Source organism: Polaribacter glomeratus (assembly GCF_002954665.1).
In the GTDB taxonomy this organism is placed as follows: domain Bacteria; phylum Bacteroidota; class Bacteroidia; order Flavobacteriales; family Flavobacteriaceae; genus Polaribacter; species Polaribacter glomeratus.
The window spans coordinates 1762578-1778967 of the sequence record NZ_MSCM01000001.1 but is presented as its reverse complement, the minus strand read 5'-3'; the positions used below and the strand labels follow the sequence as shown (position 1 = coordinate 1778967).

Below are 16390 nucleotides of genomic sequence, written 5' to 3'. Positions count from 1 at the left end.
CTAGGGGTTTTTTAAAATCCTAATTCTCTTTCAATAGCTTCCATTTCTAAAATATCTTCTGCTTCGATTAGAGTAGGAACAATGTTAAAATTTTGAGGTAAATCATCAATATTTGCAATATTATACACAATTACAAACGATTTGTCATGCTTTTTTTTACCATCACTCAAAAATAACAAAAATTCTTCTTTTGTGATGTTAATATTCTTAGAAATGTCTAATACTAAATGTTCACTTTTATACGCTTCTTTCATTTTTGAAAAAGCAGTAAAAAAGTCTGAAAACGAATCTTCATTAGATGATACAAGTGTGTAATTTTCTTTTTTTTCTATGAACATTAATTTATCTTTTAATTTGCTGTGCTAATAAATAAATAACAGCCATTCTTACTGCAACACCATTTTCTACTTGATTTAAAATAATAGACTGGTTAGAATCTGCCACTTCACTTGTAATTTCTACACCTCTGTTTATAGGACCTGGATGCATAATTACAATTTTCTTGCCAAGATTGTCTAAGATTTCTTTGTTGATACCAAAAAGCTGCGTGTATTCTCTTGTTGATGGAAAATATTTAATATCCATTCTTTCATGCTGCACTCTTAAAACATTGGCAACATCACACCATTCTAACGCTTTTTTAAGATTTGTTTCAACTTGAACACCTAAACTTGTAATATATTTTGGTATTAAAGTAGTTGGTCCGCAAACTTTAACTTCTGCACCTTGCAATTGCAGCGCAAAAATATTAGATAAAGCAACCCTTGAATGCAAAATATCGCCTACAATAAGTATTTTTTTTCCTTTTACAGATCCTAGTTTTTCTCTTATAGAATAAGAGTCTAACAACGCTTGCGTTGGATGTTCGTGCGTTCCATCACCAGCATTTATAATCTTCGCGTTTACATGTTTAGATAAAAAAACACCTGCGCCAACATTACCGTGTCTCATAACAACAATATCTACTTTCATAGCTAGAATATTGTTTACAGTGTCTATTAAAGTTTCTCCTTTTTTTACGGATGATTGACTTGCCGAAAAATTAATAACATCCGCAGAAAGTCTTTTTTCTGCAAGTTCAAAAGAAAGTTTTGTTCTTGTGCTATTTTCAAAAAATAAATTGGCAATTGTAATATCTCTAAGAGAAGGAACCTTTTTTATAGGTCTATTAATAACTTCTTTAAAATGATCTGCAGTTTTAAAAATAAGATCAATATCTGTTGCTTTTAGATATTTTATGCCTAATAAATGTTCTACGCTTAATTGATCCATAATTATTTGAGTTCTATATAAACTGCATCTTTTTTATGTGTTTCTTTCCAAGAAACTAAAACTTTTTCTTCATTTATGGCATCAACTTGCCTGCCTTTATAATTTGGCTGAATCGGTAAATGTCTGCTAAAACGCCTATCAATTAAAACTAATAATTCTATACTTTCTGGTCGCCCAAAAGATTGTATTGCAGTTAATGCAGCTCTTATGCTTCTGCCAGAAAATAAAACATCATCAATAATAACCACTTTTTTATCTTCAATTAAAAAATCAATTTCTGTTGATGTTGCAGCTAAAGGCGAGTCTCTTCTTCTAAAATCATCTCTGTAAAAGGTAATATCTAGCAGGCCTAGTTTTAGATTGTTAATGCCGTATTCGTTTCTTAATAAGGCGGTTAATCTGTTTGCTAAATAAGTTCCTCTTGGTTGTAAACCAATTAAAACAGTATTAGAAAAGTCATTATGATTTTCAATTAGCTCACAAGCTAATCTGTGAAGAATAATTTCAATATCTTTTGAGTTAAGTAAGGTTTTTTTGCTCATTAGAGTGCTATCAAATTTTAGTTGATAGTTATTGAAAATCAAAATTAGGGTAAATAAACGTATGAGCAAAATAAAAGAAGACACTAATTATAAAAATTACATGCTTCACATAAAATTTTCATTTAGATTTACACGTATGTCAACTATTTTTTTTCTTAATTTTAATAGCATTTAACTAAATTATTTTCTAATTATTTGTTGTTAATTAAATTGTTGAAAACAAAAAGTAGTCCTCTAAAAGTGCAGTAACAGTTGTAGTACCTTTAATTTATAATTCAAAGCACCTAAGTTATGTCTTTAACGAAGTTTGAATCCATGCTAAAAACCAACAATATCTTTTTTTTTGATTTAGTTGAGTTTGAGGAGATTATTATCCATTATCTGGATGCAGGTAAACATGCACTTGCAAAAAAAGCCGTGAAACTTGGTCTGGAACAACACCCACAATCTGTAGATTTAAAATTATTGCAAGTAGAGATTTATGTATTTGAAGGTGAATTGGTTAAGGCGTCTATTTTGTTGAAAAAATTAGAGCAAATAGAACCCAGTAATGATGAGATTTTTATACAAAAAGCAACTATTAATTCAAAAACAGGAAATCATAAAGAAGCGATCGTTAATCTAGAAAAAGCACTAACGCTTACAGACGATAAATTAGACGTGTGGTCTTTAATCGGTATGGAATATCTGTATTTAGATAATTTTGACAAGGCACGCCTAAGTTTTATAAAATGTATAGAAGAAGATTTTGAGGATTATTCTGCACTTTATAATATAGTATATTGTTTTGATATGGAACAAATGCATGAACAAGCTATTGTTTATCTTGATAATTATATTAACAAAAATCCATATTGTGAAGTCGCTTGGCATCAACTAGGTAGACAGTATTTTATACTAAAAAGGTATGAAGAAGCTTTAAAATCTTTTGATTATGCTGTTTTAATTGATGAGTTCTTTATCGGCGGATATTTAGAAAAAGCAAAAACCTTAGAAGAACTAGAGCAATATCAAGAAGCGATAGATAATTATTTAATTACGCTAGAGTTAGATGATCCAACTGCATTTGCGTATGTTAGAATTGGCGAGTGCTATGAAAGAATACACAAATTTGATGCAGCAATTTCTTACTATAAAAAAGCAGTTCACGAAGATCCATTATTGGATAGAGGTTGGATTTTACTTACCGATTTATACTACAATGACCAGAACTATCAAAAAGCAGCGTATTATATTTCTAAAGCCTTAAAGATCGATGAAGATAATGCATCGTATTGGAGAAAATATTCTCAAATTAAACTAAAACTTAACTTTTTTGAAGAAGCAGTTATTGGTTTTGAAAATTGTCTAGAACTAAATGACGATTCTTTAGAAATATATATTGGTTTAACAGATGTTTTGTGTTTTTTAGGAGAGTTTGAAGATGCAATTACAGTATTATTGAAAGCACAAAAAACGTATAAGAAGCTAGCAGAAATAGAGTATCGATTAACAGGGTTGTTTTTTGTTTTAAACAAAGAAAAATACGGCCTTCATCATTTAATTGCTGGTATGAAAATAGATTATGATTACCACATTGTTTTAAAAGAATTGTACCCTTCCGTTTTTGAAAATAAAAAAGTACAGAAATTAATTGCAAACTATAAAAAGGCTATGGAGTAATTTGTTTAAAAAAAATAAAATAGAAAACCTGAATTTGAATTTCAGGTTTTTTTATGCCTAATTTTTTTTGTGACACTAATTTTATCCAAATCAAACGAATTTGTATTTCAAGTCTCAGAAGCAAATCAAAATTAAATTGCTTTACTTATTGTTTCTTAAATTTCTACTATCTTCGTTTTTCAAAAAAAATAAAACTTAAAATGAGTAGAACTATTAAAGACTATATTGTTATTGGTTTAAAAGGAATTGCCATGGGAGCTGCAGATGTAGTACCCGGCGTTTCTGGAGGAACTATTGCATTTATTTCTGGTATTTATGAAGAATTATTAGGTTCTATAAGTAATGTTAATCTAGGTTTGTTTAAAACCCTAAAAAAAGAGGGTTTTAAGGCTGCTTGGAACCAAGTAAATGGTAATTTTCTATTATCACTTTTTACAGGTATTTTTATAAGTATTATTTCTCTAGCTAAAGCGATAAAATATTTACTAGAAAACGAACCTATTTTATTATGGTCTTTCTTTTTTGGTTTGGTTGTAGCTAGTATTATTTATATTGCTAAACAAATAACAAAATGGAATGGTATTGCTATTATAGCTTTAGTTATAGGAGCTTTTTTAGCCTATTATATAACAACACTAAATCCGTTAGTAACAGAAAATTCTTCTTTACTTTTTATGTTTTTTGCGGGTGCAATTGCAATTTGTGCTATGATTTTACCCGGAATTTCTGGTGCATTTATTTTAGTGTTATTAGGTGCATACCAGCCAATTTTAGCGGCTGTAAATGATAGAGATTTAAAAACTGTTGCCACTGTTGGTTTAGGTGCTATTGTTGGTTTATTAAGTTTTTCAAAAGTTTTAAAATGGTTGTTTGCAAATTATAAAAATTACACGTTGGCTGCCTTAACCGGTTTTATTATTGGTTCATTAAATAAAATTTGGCCTTGGAAAGAAGTTTTAACATGGCGTACAAATTCTAAAGGAATTGAAGAGGCATTAAATGAACAAAGTATTTCTCCTTTTTCTTTTGATGGAGATGCGCAAATTATCTTAGCAATTGTTTTGGCAATTGTTGGTTTTTTATTAATTTTATTAATGGAAAAATTAGCAGTTAAGAAACAATAAATGCAAAAAGAGAGAACTTTTAAAGAAAAAATAACCCTTTTTTTAAAAGGATTAGTAATGGGAGTAGCAAATAAAGTGCCCGGAGTTTCTGGTGGAACAGTTTCTTTTGTATTCGGTTTTTATGAAGAGTTAATATACTCATTTAGAAAAATTAATTTAAATGCTTTAAAATTTCTTTTAAATGGTAGGTTTAAAAGTTTTTTTAAATACACAAACGCCCAATTTGTAACCCTTATAATGACGGGTAGCATTTTTAGCTATTTTAGTATTTCTTTAATTTTAGACTACTTTTTAAAATACTATGAACTCTATGTTTGGAGTTGGTTTTTTGGAATGATTGTAGGCTCTATTTATTATATAGGAAAAGATTTTGGAAAGTGGACCGGAAGAAATTTTATATTCCTAATTTTTGGAGTAACACTTGGTTTAGGAATTAGCTTTTTAACACCCGCAAAAGAAAACGATAACCTTTGGTTTGTATTTGTTTGTGGTATAATTGGGGTTTCTGGTATGACGCTTCCTGGTCTTTCTGGTTCTTTTATCCTAATTTTATTGGGTAATTATGTGTTGCTTTTAGTAGATTCTGTAAACGTTTTATTAAATGTTTTTACAAATTTAATTTCAGGTAATTTCGATGTTTTATCCGATCCTATTAAAATAAGATATTTAAAAATTATTGGGGTCTTTACGGCGGGTTCTGCTTTTGGTTTAGTATCTATATCGCATGTATTAGGGTATGTTTTAAAACGTTGGAACAAAATTGTAAATGCCATTATTATTGGTTTTATAACGGGTTCTTTAGGGATTGTTTGGCCTTGGAAAAATAAAATTTATACGGTTAGTGATGGTCAATATTTATTTGATCAAGAAGGAAATAAGATAATTGAAAATTACGAAAGATTTATACCCGAAGTATTTAGCTTAGAAACTTTTTTAGCTGTTTTTTTTATTTTTTTTGGTATCGGTTTAATATTAGCAATAGATTATTATGAAAGAAGGAGAAATTAAGACTTTTGGTTTATTAGGAAAAAACATTTCGTATTCATTTTCTAGAGGATATTTTACAGAAAAGTTCGAAAAACTAAATCTTAAAAGACATAAATACGTGAATTTTGATATTCAGCAAATAAAAGATTTTCCTTTAGTTATTGGTAAAGAAAATAACTTAAAAGGCATTAATGTAACCATTCCTTATAAAGAAGCGATAATTCCGTTTTTAGATAAATTAGATGAAACTGCAAAAACTATAGGTGCAGTAAATACTATAAAGTTTACTAAAAGAGGTAATTTAAAAGGATATAATTCTGATGTTGTTGGTTTTGAAAACTCGATAAAACCATTGTTACAAAGTCATCATAAAAAAGCTTTAATTTTAGGAACTGGTGGCGCATCAAAGGCAATAGCGCATGCTTTAAATAAAAACAATATTAAGTTTAAGTTTGTGTCTAGAAATCCCGAAGGGAAAAACGAAATTTCTTATGATAGTTTAACACAAGAAACGCTCCTAAAATATACTGTAATTATTAATTGTACACCTTTGGGAACTTTTCCAGACACAGAAAAATGCCCAGATATTCCGTATCAATTTATAACAGATACCCATTTATTATATGATTTAATCTACAATCCAGAAGTTTCTACTTTTTTATCCAAAGGAAAAGAAAAAGGAGCAATTATTAAAAACGGATTTGAAATGCTACAATTACAAGCAGAAGAATCTTGGAGAATTTGGAATGATTAATTGCGCATAAATTATACTTGTAAACTTAACTTGTAGCTTTTATAAGTTGTCTGTATCTTTATGCTTTAAGTAAATAGTATTTTATAAACGACCTTAAACATTGTAGATATGTTAGATGAGAATGAAAAAAACGTTGAAAAAGACGAATTAAAAGCAGAAGAAATTGTAGTTGATACGACTTCTAAACCAGAACAGAAACCAGAAGAAGCAAAGCCCGTTAAAGTTGATGAAACCAATGAGGCTGTAGATGAAATTGAAAAGTCTGTTGCGGAAGATGCGGAAAATGACGAGTCTAAAGAAGACGACTCTCCTGCTGTAGATTATGATACTTTTTCATTAGAAGAATTGGTTTCAAATTTAAAAAAGACGTTGGAAGAGAACCCTGTTCAAAAAATAAAATCGCAAGTTGAAGGTGTTAAAAGTGCTTTTAATCAAAAATTCGGAGCAATGTTAGCCGAGAAAAAAGCGGCTTTTTTGGAAGAAGGAGGTAATTCTATCGATTTTCAGTTTTCAAGTCCTATAAAATCCGACTACAATAATTTATTATCAGACTATAAAAAGAAAAGAGATGGTTTTTATAAAAACCTTGAAAATAATTTAAATGAAAACTTTGTAAAGCGTGAACAAGTTATCGAAAATCTTAAAAATTTAATTGAAGAAGCTGATACTTCTACAATGTATAAAAATTTTAAAGAAATTCAAGATACCTGGCGTACAATTGGTTCGGTGCCAAAATCTCATTATAATGATACTTGGAAAACCTATCATCATCATGTAGAGCGCTTTTACGATTTATTACATTTAAGCAATGATTTTAGAGATTTAGATTTTAAACATAATTTAGAGAAAAAAATCAAAATTATAGAACAAGCAGAAGCTTTATCCGAAGAGGCAGATATTAATCATGCTTTTAAAGAACTACAAGATTTACACAAAAAATGGAAAGAAGATGTAGGACCAGTGGCGAAAGAAATGCGCGAAGAAGTGTGGCAAAAATTTAGTGCGGCAACTAAAAATATTCATGACAAAAGACATGATTATTACAAAGAAATGCGCTCTAAATACGATGAAATTATAGAGAAAAAAATGATTGTTATCAATGCAATTGATGCATACGATCCTTCTAAAAATAAATCTCATAGCGATTGGCAGAAAAGTATTAATGAAATTGAAAAACTAAGAAAAGAATATTTTAGCGCTGGTAAATTACCTTATTCTAAAAGCGAAGAGGTTTGGCAAAAATTTAAAAATGCTACCAAAAAATTTAACGCAGCTAAAAATGTTTTTTATAAGCAAGAAAAAAACGGACAGCAAGAAAATCTTGAACAGAAAATTGCATTAATTGAATATGCAGAATCTATGAAAGATACCGAAGATTGGGAAACGGCTACAAATGCCATGAAAAAAGTACAATCTGATTGGAAAAAAATTGGTCATGTGCCTCGTAAATTTTCTGATGACATCTGGAAACGTTTTAAAGCAGCATGTAATCATTATTTTGATAGATTTCATGAACAAAAAAATGCCGTAAGTAAAGAAGAGCAATTAGTTGTAGATGCTAAAAAAGGATTCTTAGATAACTTAAAAGTAACAGAAGACGCAACTAAAGAGTCTGTTTTAGAAGCGATTAGTTCTTGGAAAGATTTAGGTAGATTGCCAAGAGAAGTACGTCATTTAGAAGGTAAATTTAACAAACAAATAGACAGAATGTTAGAAAGTTTGTCTTTGGATAAAAATGAAGTTTCGATGTTAAAATTTACGACTGTTGTAGATTCTTTAGCAGAAGATAATGATAGTAGAAAACTAGATTCAGAAGAAATATTTGTAAGAAAAAAGATTGATGAGATCTTTAAAGAAATACAACAGCTAGAAAATAATATGGGCTTTTTCTCTAATGTAAAAGCTAATAATCCTTTGTTTTTAAATGTTAAAAACAAAGTAGAAGCGCACAAAGAAGATTTAGCAATTTGGAAAGAGAAATTAAGCTACCTAAAAAAGTTAGCGTATTAATTTACTAGAATTATTTTAACTACTGCCTATAGCAATCAGTTAAAATTTTACATAAAAAAACTCGAAGTTTTAAACTTCGAGTTTTTTTTATGATTAAAATATTTTTTAAGCAAATAATTGATCAATTTTCTCTTTTTCTTCAATAGCTAAAGCAGCATCAACTAAAATACGACCACTATGCTCATCGATAGTAATTTTCTTTCTGTTTGCAATTTCTAATTGTACTTGAGGTGGAATTGTAAAATAAGAACCTCCAGAAGCACCACGTTCTATGGCAACAACAGCTAAACCATTTTTTACTTTAGTTCTAATTCTGTTATAAGCAGAAAGTAAATGATCGTCTATAGAATCAGAATATTCGATAGATTTTTCTAATAAAAGCTTTTCTTCTTTTTCAGTTTCTTTTAAAATAGCATTTAATTCAGATTTTTTATGACCTAAATGTTTTTCTTGTTTTGCCATTTTTTCTTTAGTAGCGTCAATTACTTCGTTTTTCTGAGCAATTTTAGCTTTGTATTCTATAATTCTTTTTTCTGCTAATTGAATTTCTAAATCTTGATATTCAATTTCTTTAGACAATGAATCAAATTCTCTGTTATTTCTAACTTTCTTTTGTTGTTCGTCGTATTTTTTCATTAAACCGTTAGATTCTTCAATCGCTAACTTTTTGTTATTGATGTCTGTTTCTAAATTAGCAAGATCTTTAGATAAATTAGAAATTCTAGTGTTTAATCCAGCAACTTCATCTTCTAAATCTTCCACTTCTAAAGGTAATTCTCCTCTAACGTTTCTAATTTCGTCAATTCTAGAGTCAATTAATTGTAAATCATACAATGCTCTTAATTTTTCTTCAATCGAAACTTCTTTCTTCTTTGCCATGATTATATATAATATATAGGATTTGTACTTTTTTCTGATAAAATGACTGCAAAATTACTAAATTTTTTTGTAAGATAATCTACTAAAAGGTTTTTTGTAAACTGTTCGCTTTCATAATGGCCAATATCTGCCAAAAGTATAGTGTTTTCGGCTGTAAAAAATTCATGATATTTAAAATCAGCACTTACATAAGCATCAGCACCAGCTTTTTTTGCATTTGAAATAGCAAAACTTCCAGAACCACCTAAAACGGCCACTTTTTTTATTTTTTTGTTGATAAAAGCAGAATGACGCACACAATCTGTCTTCATTGTGTGTTTTAAATACAATAAAAATTCTTTTTCATCCATTTCTGATTGCAATTCGCCAATCATTCCCATCCCAATATCTTGATGTACATTTTCTGTGGTTACAATTTCGTAGGCAATTTCTTCATAAGGATGATTTTCTTGCAATGCTTTTAAAATAGCTGTTTCATTTTTACTTTCATAAATTACAGATATTTTTGCTTCTCTTTCTGTGTGAAGTGTTCCTTTTTTACCTAAAACAGGATTTGAGTTTTCATTTCCTTTAAAAGTTCCATCACCTAAAACCGTAAAAGAACAATGGTCATAGTTGCCAATATTTCCTGCTCCAGAGGCAAAAAGAGCTGTTTTTAAAGCATCTGCATTTATTATTGGCACATATGTAGTAAGTTTTTTAATAATTCCTTTTTTAGGTATTAAAACACGTGTGTTCTTTAAACCTAAAACTTCACACATTTTGGCGGAAACTCCGTTTTTAGAATTGTCAAGCGCAGTGTGGGTTGCGTAAATAGCAATGTCATTTTTAATTGCTTTTAACACAACTCTTTCAACATAAGAATTGCCGTTTAACTTTTTAAGTCCGCTAAAAATTATGGGATGAAAACTAATAATTAAATTACAATTTTTGCTAATAGCTTCATCTACCGTTTCCTCTAAGGTATCTAAAGTTACTAAAACACCAGTAATTTTTGTGTTGTAACGACCAACCAATAAACCAACATTGTCAAAATCTTCTGCATAGTTTAAAGGTGCTAATTCTTCAATATAATTGGTGATGTCTTTAATAATCATTTTTAAAATGTATATAATTTCAAAGTTACTATTTTTAAACGAAAGAAGTTTCGATATCTGAACTCCAATTTTCTGTAAAATTCTTACTCTCTTGAATTTTATTTTTTATCTGTTTAGGATAAAAGACGAGCTATTTTATATTCTTCATAAAATTCTTAGGTGTCTTTAAGAGAATCTTTTGTCGTATTTTTACCAAGATGAAATTAATACGATTTTTATTATTTCCTTTTGCAATTTTATACGATTTGGTAACCACAATTCGTAATATGTTGTTTGATGTTCATTTTTTTAAATCAACCTCATTTAAAATTCCAGTAATCGTTGTTGGTAACCTAAGTGTTGGCGGAACGGGTAAAACACCTCAAATAGAATATTTAATACGATTGCTAAAAGACGCGACTAAAGTTGCTGTTTTAAGCAGAGGGTATAAACGAAAAACAAAGGGTTTCCTGATGGTAAACAATCAACATACAGCAAATGATGTTGGTGATGAGCCTTTACAATATTTTAAAAAATTCACAAATATAAATGTAGCGGTTCATGAAAATAGGGTAGAAGGTATTGCTAATTTACTAGCTCAAAAATCATCAGAAATAGTTCTGTTAGATGACGCGTATCAGCACAGAAAGGTAAAAGGAAGTTTTTATATTTTATTAACCAAATATGATGATTTATTTACGGATGATTTTTTATTGCCAACAGGAAATTTAAGAGAAAGTAACTCAGGAGCAAAGAGAACTGATGTAATTGTAGTTACAAAATGTCCTTTTAATATAAAAAATGAAGAGAAAGAGCAGATTAAAATAAAGTTAAAGAAGTTTAACAAAGAAGTTTTTTTTACAACTATTTCTTATTCGGATAAAATAACTGGAAGTCAAGAAATTAGTTTAAACGAACTAAAAAACTTTGAAGTTTTGTTAATAACCGGAATTGCAAATCCAAATTCGATGATAGCTTTTTTGAGTGAAAAGAATATTAAGTTTACACATTTAAAATACGCAGATCATCATCATTTTTCATCTAAAGAAATAGAAGTAATTCAAGAAAAGTTCAAAAGTATCAATGCTGATAAAAAGTTGATTTTAACAACAGAAAAAGATTATACCAGACTTTCAAATAAAATACAATCGCTTTCTTTCTTAGAAATTGAAACTAGTTTTATAGAAAATCAGCATAAATTCGATGCTATTATAAAAGCTCATATACAAGAAAACCGATGTTAAAAACACCGGTTCATTTTTGATTTTTGTTAGAAATACCCATTTTCAGAATACTCAACAATAATAAGACCCAGTAACATTTAAAAAGTCACACTTTAATTATTTATATTTTGGTATTGTTTTTGATAATTTTAAAGAAGGAATTTAAATCATGAAGAAAATAGTTTACACTTTTATTATTTATTTGTTTACAACTCAAGTTTATTTTGCGCAAGATGAAGGTGCGTATATCCAAAAATCTGTTCAAGCATCTGAAATTAAACTAAATTGGATGCCAACTTATAAAGAGGCATTAAAAAAATCTAAAAAACAAAAAAAACCTATTTTAATCTATTTTACAGGATCTGATTGGTGTGGACCATGTAAAATATTAGATAAAAATTTGTTTCATACAGAGAAATTTAAAAATTTAGCAGATAAAAATTTAATTCTCTTAGAAATAGATATACCAAGAAGATTAGACATCATATCACCTATAAAGATGATTGAGAACAAGTCTATTCAAAAAAAGTACAAGGTAAATGCGTTTCCAACTTTAATGATTGTAAATCATAGGGGTAAAAAATTAGCCGAGAAAAAAGGGTATGTAATCGTTGATTATTATTATCCTTTTCTTCAATCTGAAATAGACGACTATTAAAAATTTAGTATCAACTATAAACCCGAAGCAATGTAATTTTGTTTTATTCGTAAAAAGGCGTAGTTCTAATTAAAGCGATGTTTTATATAAATCAGTTTCACTTATATTTTTAAATTTATATTAAACCTATTTATTTTTTTGATAAAGTGTGTAAAAATAATCATTAATGATGGTTTTAACCCTTGCAGCTAATTAGAACATATCTTTTTATTTTCTGATCTAACTAGGTTTTAATTTAAATCGCTAGTTATTTCTGTCAATTTTAAAAGTATCTTTCTTTTATTAAGTTTTGATTAACTTTTTACTTTCATTCAAAATTAATTTAAATCACTGTCTTCTTCTTTTAAGTTTTGTAAAAAAAAAACGAAGCTGTTTAGCTTCGTTTTTAAATATATTTTATGGTAATTTTTATTTTTGATTAACAACTCTAAAAGTTGTTCTTCTGTTTACTGAGTGTTCAGATTCAGAACAAACAACACCATCAGCACATTTGTTTAATAATCTAGATTCCCCAAAACCTTTAGCATACAATTGACTAGCGTTAATTCCTTTAGAAATTAAGTAATCTGTAACTGCTTTTGCTCTGTTGTCTGATAATTCCTGATTCTCGCTTTTTGTACCTCTCATATCTGTATGCGATTCAATAAAAACAGCAACGCCATCATTTAAAATAGGCAATAATCTTGCATCAATGATTGCTTTTGCACCGTCATTTAGAGTAGCGCTAGAAAAATCCCAGTTAATTGGTAAAGGGTTATTATCTACTAATTTACAGTCAACAGCTTTCCAAGAAGTTAATCCTCCCTTTTTAACTAAAATTTGTTTAGTTATAGATCTGTAAACTGCTGGTACTATTGTTTCTTCTGAATAAGCATCTTTTACTAATACCGTTTTTGAAATAGTTTCATATTCTGGTTCGGTTTGCACAAGTGTAGTAGTTGGTTTGTTTACCATAACTTTTCTTTTGTACGTTTTTCTTACTCCTGAAACTGGTATTTTAGCTGTAGACGCGTCATTAACTAATTTCTCTACGGGCATTGTTTTAAATTCTGCTGGTAAAGGCTTGTAACACCAATATCTACAATCGTTAGGATCGCTTGATTCACAATCTGGCATTTTTTCGCTCATTGCCCAACTAGCAGATGCAGCTTTTACTTCTACCGTTTCAAAACCCTGATTAAAAATTGCTTTTTTAACTTCTATTTTAGAACCATCTTCTTTTTCGTAATAGGTTACTTCTTGAGTACCCCAAACAGCGGGAACCAGTAAAATTTCTTCACCAGCTTCTCTTATTAAGACTTTTTCTTGAATAGTTCTGTATTCTGCAGGATGTGAAATTATGGTTCTGTATTCTGGAGCAACAGCTACATTGATAGCTTCATTTTTCCAAATATCTGGAGTTTTACAGCGAACATAACATTTTCCTGGTTCTGGGTTTTCTGGTAAATCTTGACCCAAAATAACAGCGCTAAACATTAAAAAAGCGAAACTTAATATAATTTTTTTCATACTAGTAAACATTAATAAATACCTTTCTTTTAATTAATTGACAACGTGCCAAATGTACTAAAAACATTTATAAAATTAAATATAAATTATAACTTATTATAATACAAACTTTTAATAATTCCGTCGGAAAGACCAATTTTAGGCACATATATTTTAGTTGCGCCACTCCATTTCATTGCAGATATATATATTTTTGTAGCTGGTACAATAACATCTGCTCGGTCTGGATTTAAGCTTAATTCAGATATTCTGTCTTGATAGCTCATTTGTTTTAGAAATTGATATTGTGCATTTAAGTATATAAAAGAAATAGGTTTTCCTTCTAATCTACCAGACATTTTAAAAAGTTTGTTAATATTACCACCAGAACCTATTAATGAGAGGTTTTTAAGACCTAAGGTATTTTTTTTAATCCATTTCTCAACATTTGAGAAAATTTCTTTATTTACTGTTTTTTTATTGCTTAACAAACGAACAGTTCCCATTTTAAAAGACTTAGAGATAAGTATTTTGCCTTCAGAAAAAATAGTAAATTCGGTACTACCACCGCCAACATCTACATATAAATAAGAATTATTACCTTCTATTAATTGATTTAAATCTGTTGATGAAATGATTGCTGCTTCTTCTTTACCGCCAATAATATCAATTTGAACACCTGTTTCTTTAAAAATTTTTTCTGCTATTTCTGCACCGTTTTTTGCTTCTCTCATGGCAGAAGTAGCACATGCTTTGTAGCGTTCTACATTATGAACTTTCATTAACAATTTAAATGCTTCCATTGCATCAATCATTCTTATAGTGTTTTGTTCACTAATTATTCCACTAACAAATGCATCTGCACCTAAACGAATTGGCACACGTACTAATGCAGATTTTTTAAATTGTGGTTCTTTTCCTTCGCTAACAATAATATTAGAAACCAATAGTCTAATTGCATTTGACCCAATATCGATTGCTCCGTATTTTTTTATTTCTAACAAACTTTTTTATTTATGATTTTTCGGAAATTCAGTTAAAATAGTTTTACCTTTTTTGATGTTTTTCCAATGTTTTTCTTCAAATTGTATACCTACAACACCGCAAGTTGGCACATGAGCTAAAGGTTTACTTCCAAATTTATTTACAAAAGTATTGATACCATGATCATGGCTAAAAATAATTGCAGAGCTAAAACCATCATCCAATGCTTTAACAGTTTTAACTAAATAACCATCACTAAAGCTATATAATTGACGTCTAATTTTTAGGTTAGAAAGTGGATATTCGAAATTTTCACAAAAAATAACAGCAGTATGTAAAGCTCTATTTGCGCTACTAGACATAAAAACATCGGGTCTAGAAACTAGTTTTGACAGTACTTTAGACATTAAATGTGCGTCTTTAATTCCGCGTTTTTTTAAAGGCCTATCAATATCTTCAATTCCTTCATACTCCCATGAAGATTTTGCGTGTCTAACTATATAAAGTGTTTTCATTCAATTTTAGTATAAGTTTGTAAATATAAAAATTAAGGTGATAAACGTTCTATTTTCCAAGAAAAATCTTTCTCTAAATTATATCTTATTCGATCGTGCATTCTATTTGGTCTTCCTTGCCAAAATTCTATAGAAATAGGTTTTACTAAATAACCTCCCCAATTTTTTGGTCTTGTAATTTCTTTTCCTTCAAATTTTTTTTCAAAGGATACTAAGTTTTCATCCAATTCTTTTCTTGATGAAACTACCGTACTTTGGTTAGATGCCCAAGCACCTAATTTACTTCCGTCTGGTCTTGAATCGAAATAACCATCAGATAAATTTTCTGCTAGAATTTCTGCTTTTCCTTTTATGATAATCTGTTGTTCTAAACTTGGCCAAAAAAAAGACAAACAAACATTACCGTTTTTTGCAATTGCTTTTCCTTTTTCTGAATCATAATTAGTATAAAAAATAAAACCTTCCCAAGTATATTTTTTTAATAAAACAACTCTGCTTTTTGGAAACCCATCTAAGCCAATTGATGAAACAGTCATAGCATTACTTTCATCCAATAAATTAGAACTATCAGCATTTAAAAACCATGTTTGAAATAATTGTAAGGGATTTTCTGGACAGTTACTTTCTAAAAGTTCTTGTTTCTCGTAAGATTTTCTATAGTTACTTAAGTCTTTTTGCATTTGTAGAATTATAAGTAGTAAAAATACGAATGTTTATTTTTAATCATAAAGAATAAAATATTTTTATAGCAAAAAAAAAGAGGAACTTAAAACAGTTCCTCTTTTTTGTATTAATAAATTAGCAATTTTTATCTAAAGAATATTTTAGAGGTTCCGTAATTTGTTTGTTTGCTGTTCACTTTTAAGAATAAGATACCAGGTTTTACTTTTACGTTAAAATCGATTTCATTTTTACCGGTTGTTAATTGAACAGGAGCATTGTAGATTTCTTTACCAGTAACATCATATAAAGAAACGGTTGCTTTTGCATCTACTTTACTAAATAAAAGCACGTTTACATTTCCTTTAGAAGGATTTGGGTATGCCATAAATTTATTTTGAAGCTGTTCAATTTTACCAACAGTTTGGTTTTCTACAGCAGTTTTGGTGAACTTTACATCAGAGATTTTTAAATCTAATTTTTTAGTATTTGCTTCTACTGGTAAGAATGTAAAAGTGATGGTTGTTAAATCATCCGCAGAAATTTTAGTAGTGCT

17 protein-coding genes are annotated in these 16390 nt (G+C 28.9%); 7 read left to right on the top strand and 10 right to left on the bottom strand.

Features of this window, described 5'->3' with window-relative positions; translation table 11 throughout:
* Positions 1-11 precede the first annotated feature (11 nt).
* The 3 genes from BTO16_RS07490 to pyrR are packed head-to-tail and all read right to left on the bottom strand — an operon-like array spanning position 12 to position 1814.
* Positions 12-338, bottom strand: a complete 327-nt coding sequence (locus tag BTO16_RS07490) for a hypothetical protein (RefSeq protein WP_105020988.1) — start codon at positions 336-338, stop codon at positions 12-14.
* Positions 339-342: 4 nt separating this feature from the next.
* Positions 343-1272, bottom strand: coding sequence for an aspartate carbamoyltransferase catalytic subunit (locus BTO16_RS07485; RefSeq protein WP_105020987.1), 930 nt, complete (start codon positions 1270-1272; stop codon positions 343-345).
* Positions 1273-1274: 2 nt separating this feature from the next.
* Positions 1275-1814 (bottom strand): bifunctional pyr operon transcriptional regulator/uracil phosphoribosyltransferase PyrR, encoded by a 540-nt coding sequence (gene pyrR / locus BTO16_RS07480; protein WP_105020986.1) that lies wholly within the window; start codon positions 1812-1814, stop codon positions 1275-1277.
* Between the two features lie 291 nt (positions 1815-2105).
* On the opposite strand from pyrR, the gene BTO16_RS07475 reads away from it, so the two are divergent.
* The 5 genes from BTO16_RS07475 to BTO16_RS07455 all read left to right on the top strand — a co-directional run bounded on the left by BTO16_RS07475 (position 2106) and on the right by BTO16_RS07455 (position 8351).
* On the top strand, positions 2106-3476 hold the full coding sequence (locus BTO16_RS07475; protein ID WP_105020985.1) for a tetratricopeptide repeat protein: 1371 nt from the start codon (positions 2106-2108) through the stop codon (positions 3474-3476).
* A 200-nt stretch (positions 3477-3676) separates the two neighbouring features.
* Positions 3677-4600 carry a DUF368 domain-containing protein gene (locus tag BTO16_RS07470; RefSeq protein ID WP_105020984.1) on the top strand — a complete coding sequence of 308 codons (924 nt, stop codon included), beginning with the start codon at positions 3677-3679 and terminating at the stop codon, positions 4598-4600.
* Positions 4601-5608 (top strand): DUF368 domain-containing protein, encoded by a 1008-nt coding sequence (locus tag BTO16_RS07465; RefSeq protein WP_105020983.1) that lies wholly within the window; start codon positions 4601-4603, stop codon positions 5606-5608. It begins immediately after the preceding gene.
* Positions 5589-6341, top strand: coding sequence for a shikimate dehydrogenase family protein (locus tag BTO16_RS07460; protein ID WP_105020982.1), 753 nt, complete (start codon positions 5589-5591; stop codon positions 6339-6341). Before BTO16_RS07465 ends, BTO16_RS07460 begins: the two co-directional genes overlap by 20 nt.
* Before the next feature lie 108 nt (positions 6342-6449).
* A complete protein-coding gene (locus BTO16_RS07455; RefSeq protein WP_105020981.1) occupies positions 6450-8351 on the top strand; it encodes a DUF349 domain-containing protein in 1902 nt (633 codons plus the stop codon).
* Between the two features lie 105 nt (positions 8352-8456).
* On the opposite strand, the gene BTO16_RS07450 is transcribed toward BTO16_RS07455, so the two are convergent.
* Positions 8457-9230 carry a zinc ribbon domain-containing protein gene (locus BTO16_RS07450; protein ID WP_105020980.1) on the bottom strand — a complete coding sequence of 258 codons (774 nt, stop codon included), beginning with the start codon at positions 9228-9230 and terminating at the stop codon, positions 8457-8459.
* Between the two features lie 2 nt (positions 9231-9232).
* The gene (locus tag BTO16_RS07445; protein WP_105020979.1) at positions 9233-10327 is read right to left on the bottom strand and encodes a Nif3-like dinuclear metal center hexameric protein; all 1095 of its coding nucleotides are present in this window, start codon (positions 10325-10327) and stop codon (positions 9233-9235) included.
* Positions 10328-10524: 197 nt separating this feature from the next.
* Here BTO16_RS07445 and lpxK point away from each other — a divergent pair, with 197 nt between their 5' ends.
* Together lpxK and BTO16_RS07435 are read left to right on the top strand one after the other, a co-directional pair.
* Positions 10525-11550 (top strand): tetraacyldisaccharide 4'-kinase, encoded by a 1026-nt coding sequence (lpxK, locus tag BTO16_RS07440; RefSeq protein ID WP_105020978.1) that lies wholly within the window; start codon positions 10525-10527, stop codon positions 11548-11550.
* Positions 11551-11698: 148 nt separating this feature from the next.
* Positions 11699-12187, top strand: coding sequence for a thioredoxin family protein (locus BTO16_RS07435; RefSeq protein WP_105020977.1), 489 nt, complete (start codon positions 11699-11701; stop codon positions 12185-12187).
* Positions 12188-12595: 408 nt separating this feature from the next.
* On the opposite strand, the gene BTO16_RS07430 is transcribed toward BTO16_RS07435, so the two are convergent.
* From BTO16_RS07430 to BTO16_RS17595, 5 genes are all read right to left on the bottom strand, one after another.
* Complete coding sequence (locus BTO16_RS07430) at positions 12596-13696, bottom strand: OmpA family protein (RefSeq protein WP_245892021.1); 1101 nt, start codon at positions 13694-13696, stop codon at positions 12596-12598.
* Positions 13697-13782: 86 nt separating this feature from the next.
* Positions 13783-14679 (bottom strand): Ppx/GppA phosphatase family protein, encoded by an 897-nt coding sequence (locus tag BTO16_RS07425; protein ID WP_105020975.1) that lies wholly within the window; start codon positions 14677-14679, stop codon positions 13783-13785.
* Positions 14680-14685: 6 nt separating this feature from the next.
* Positions 14686-15174, bottom strand: a complete 489-nt coding sequence (locus tag BTO16_RS07420) for a SixA phosphatase family protein (protein ID WP_105020974.1) — start codon at positions 15172-15174, stop codon at positions 14686-14688.
* A 32-nt stretch (positions 15175-15206) separates the two neighbouring features.
* Entirely contained in the window at positions 15207-15854 is a 648-nt protein-coding gene (gene pdxH, locus BTO16_RS07415) for a pyridoxamine 5'-phosphate oxidase (RefSeq protein ID WP_105020973.1), read from the bottom strand.
* Positions 15855-15982: 128 nt separating this feature from the next.
* A partial coding sequence (locus BTO16_RS17595; RefSeq protein WP_170064428.1) for a T9SS type A sorting domain-containing protein occupies positions 15983-16390 on the bottom strand: 408 nt, incomplete at its 5' end.

What these genes read in the sequence shown, in the direction of transcription:
- BTO16_RS07460 (WP_105020982.1), top strand. Translation starts at nt 5,589, where the DNA reads ATGAAAGAAGGAGAAATTAAGACTTTTGGTTTATTAGGAAAAAACATT.
- lpxK (WP_105020978.1), top strand. Translation starts at nt 10,525, where the DNA reads ATGAAATTAATACGATTTTTATTATTTCCTTTTGCAATTTTATACGAT.
- BTO16_RS07435 (WP_105020977.1), top strand. Translation starts at nt 11,699, where the DNA reads ATGAAGAAAATAGTTTACACTTTTATTATTTATTTGTTTACAACTCAA.
- pyrR (WP_105020986.1), bottom strand. Translation starts at nt 1,814, where the DNA reads ATGAGCAAAAAAACCTTACTTAACTCAAAAGATATTGAAATTATTCTT.
- BTO16_RS07465 (WP_105020983.1), top strand. Translation starts at nt 4,601, where the DNA reads ATGCAAAAAGAGAGAACTTTTAAAGAAAAAATAACCCTTTTTTTAAAA.
- BTO16_RS07430 (WP_245892021.1), bottom strand. Translation starts at nt 13,696, where the DNA reads ATGAAAAAAATTATATTAAGTTTCGCTTTTTTAATGTTTAGCGCTGTT.
- pdxH (WP_105020973.1), bottom strand. Translation starts at nt 15,854, where the DNA reads ATGCAAAAAGACTTAAGTAACTATAGAAAATCTTACGAGAAACAAGAA.
- BTO16_RS07450 (WP_105020980.1), bottom strand. Translation starts at nt 9,230, where the DNA reads ATGGCAAAGAAGAAAGAAGTTTCGATTGAAGAAAAATTAAGAGCATTG.
- BTO16_RS07470 (WP_105020984.1), top strand. Translation starts at nt 3,677, where the DNA reads ATGAGTAGAACTATTAAAGACTATATTGTTATTGGTTTAAAAGGAATT.
- BTO16_RS07420 (WP_105020974.1), bottom strand. Translation starts at nt 15,174, where the DNA reads ATGAAAACACTTTATATAGTTAGACACGCAAAATCTTCATGGGAGTAT.
- BTO16_RS07485 (WP_105020987.1), bottom strand. Translation starts at nt 1,272, where the DNA reads ATGGATCAATTAAGCGTAGAACATTTATTAGGCATAAAATATCTAAAA.
- BTO16_RS07475 (WP_105020985.1), top strand. Translation starts at nt 2,106, where the DNA reads ATGTCTTTAACGAAGTTTGAATCCATGCTAAAAACCAACAATATCTTT.
- BTO16_RS07445 (WP_105020979.1), bottom strand. Translation starts at nt 10,327, where the DNA reads ATGATTATTAAAGACATCACCAATTATATTGAAGAATTAGCACCTTTA.
- BTO16_RS07490 (WP_105020988.1), bottom strand. Translation starts at nt 338, where the DNA reads ATGTTCATAGAAAAAAAAGAAAATTACACACTTGTATCATCTAATGAA.
- BTO16_RS07455 (WP_105020981.1), top strand. Translation starts at nt 6,450, where the DNA reads ATGTTAGATGAGAATGAAAAAAACGTTGAAAAAGACGAATTAAAAGCA.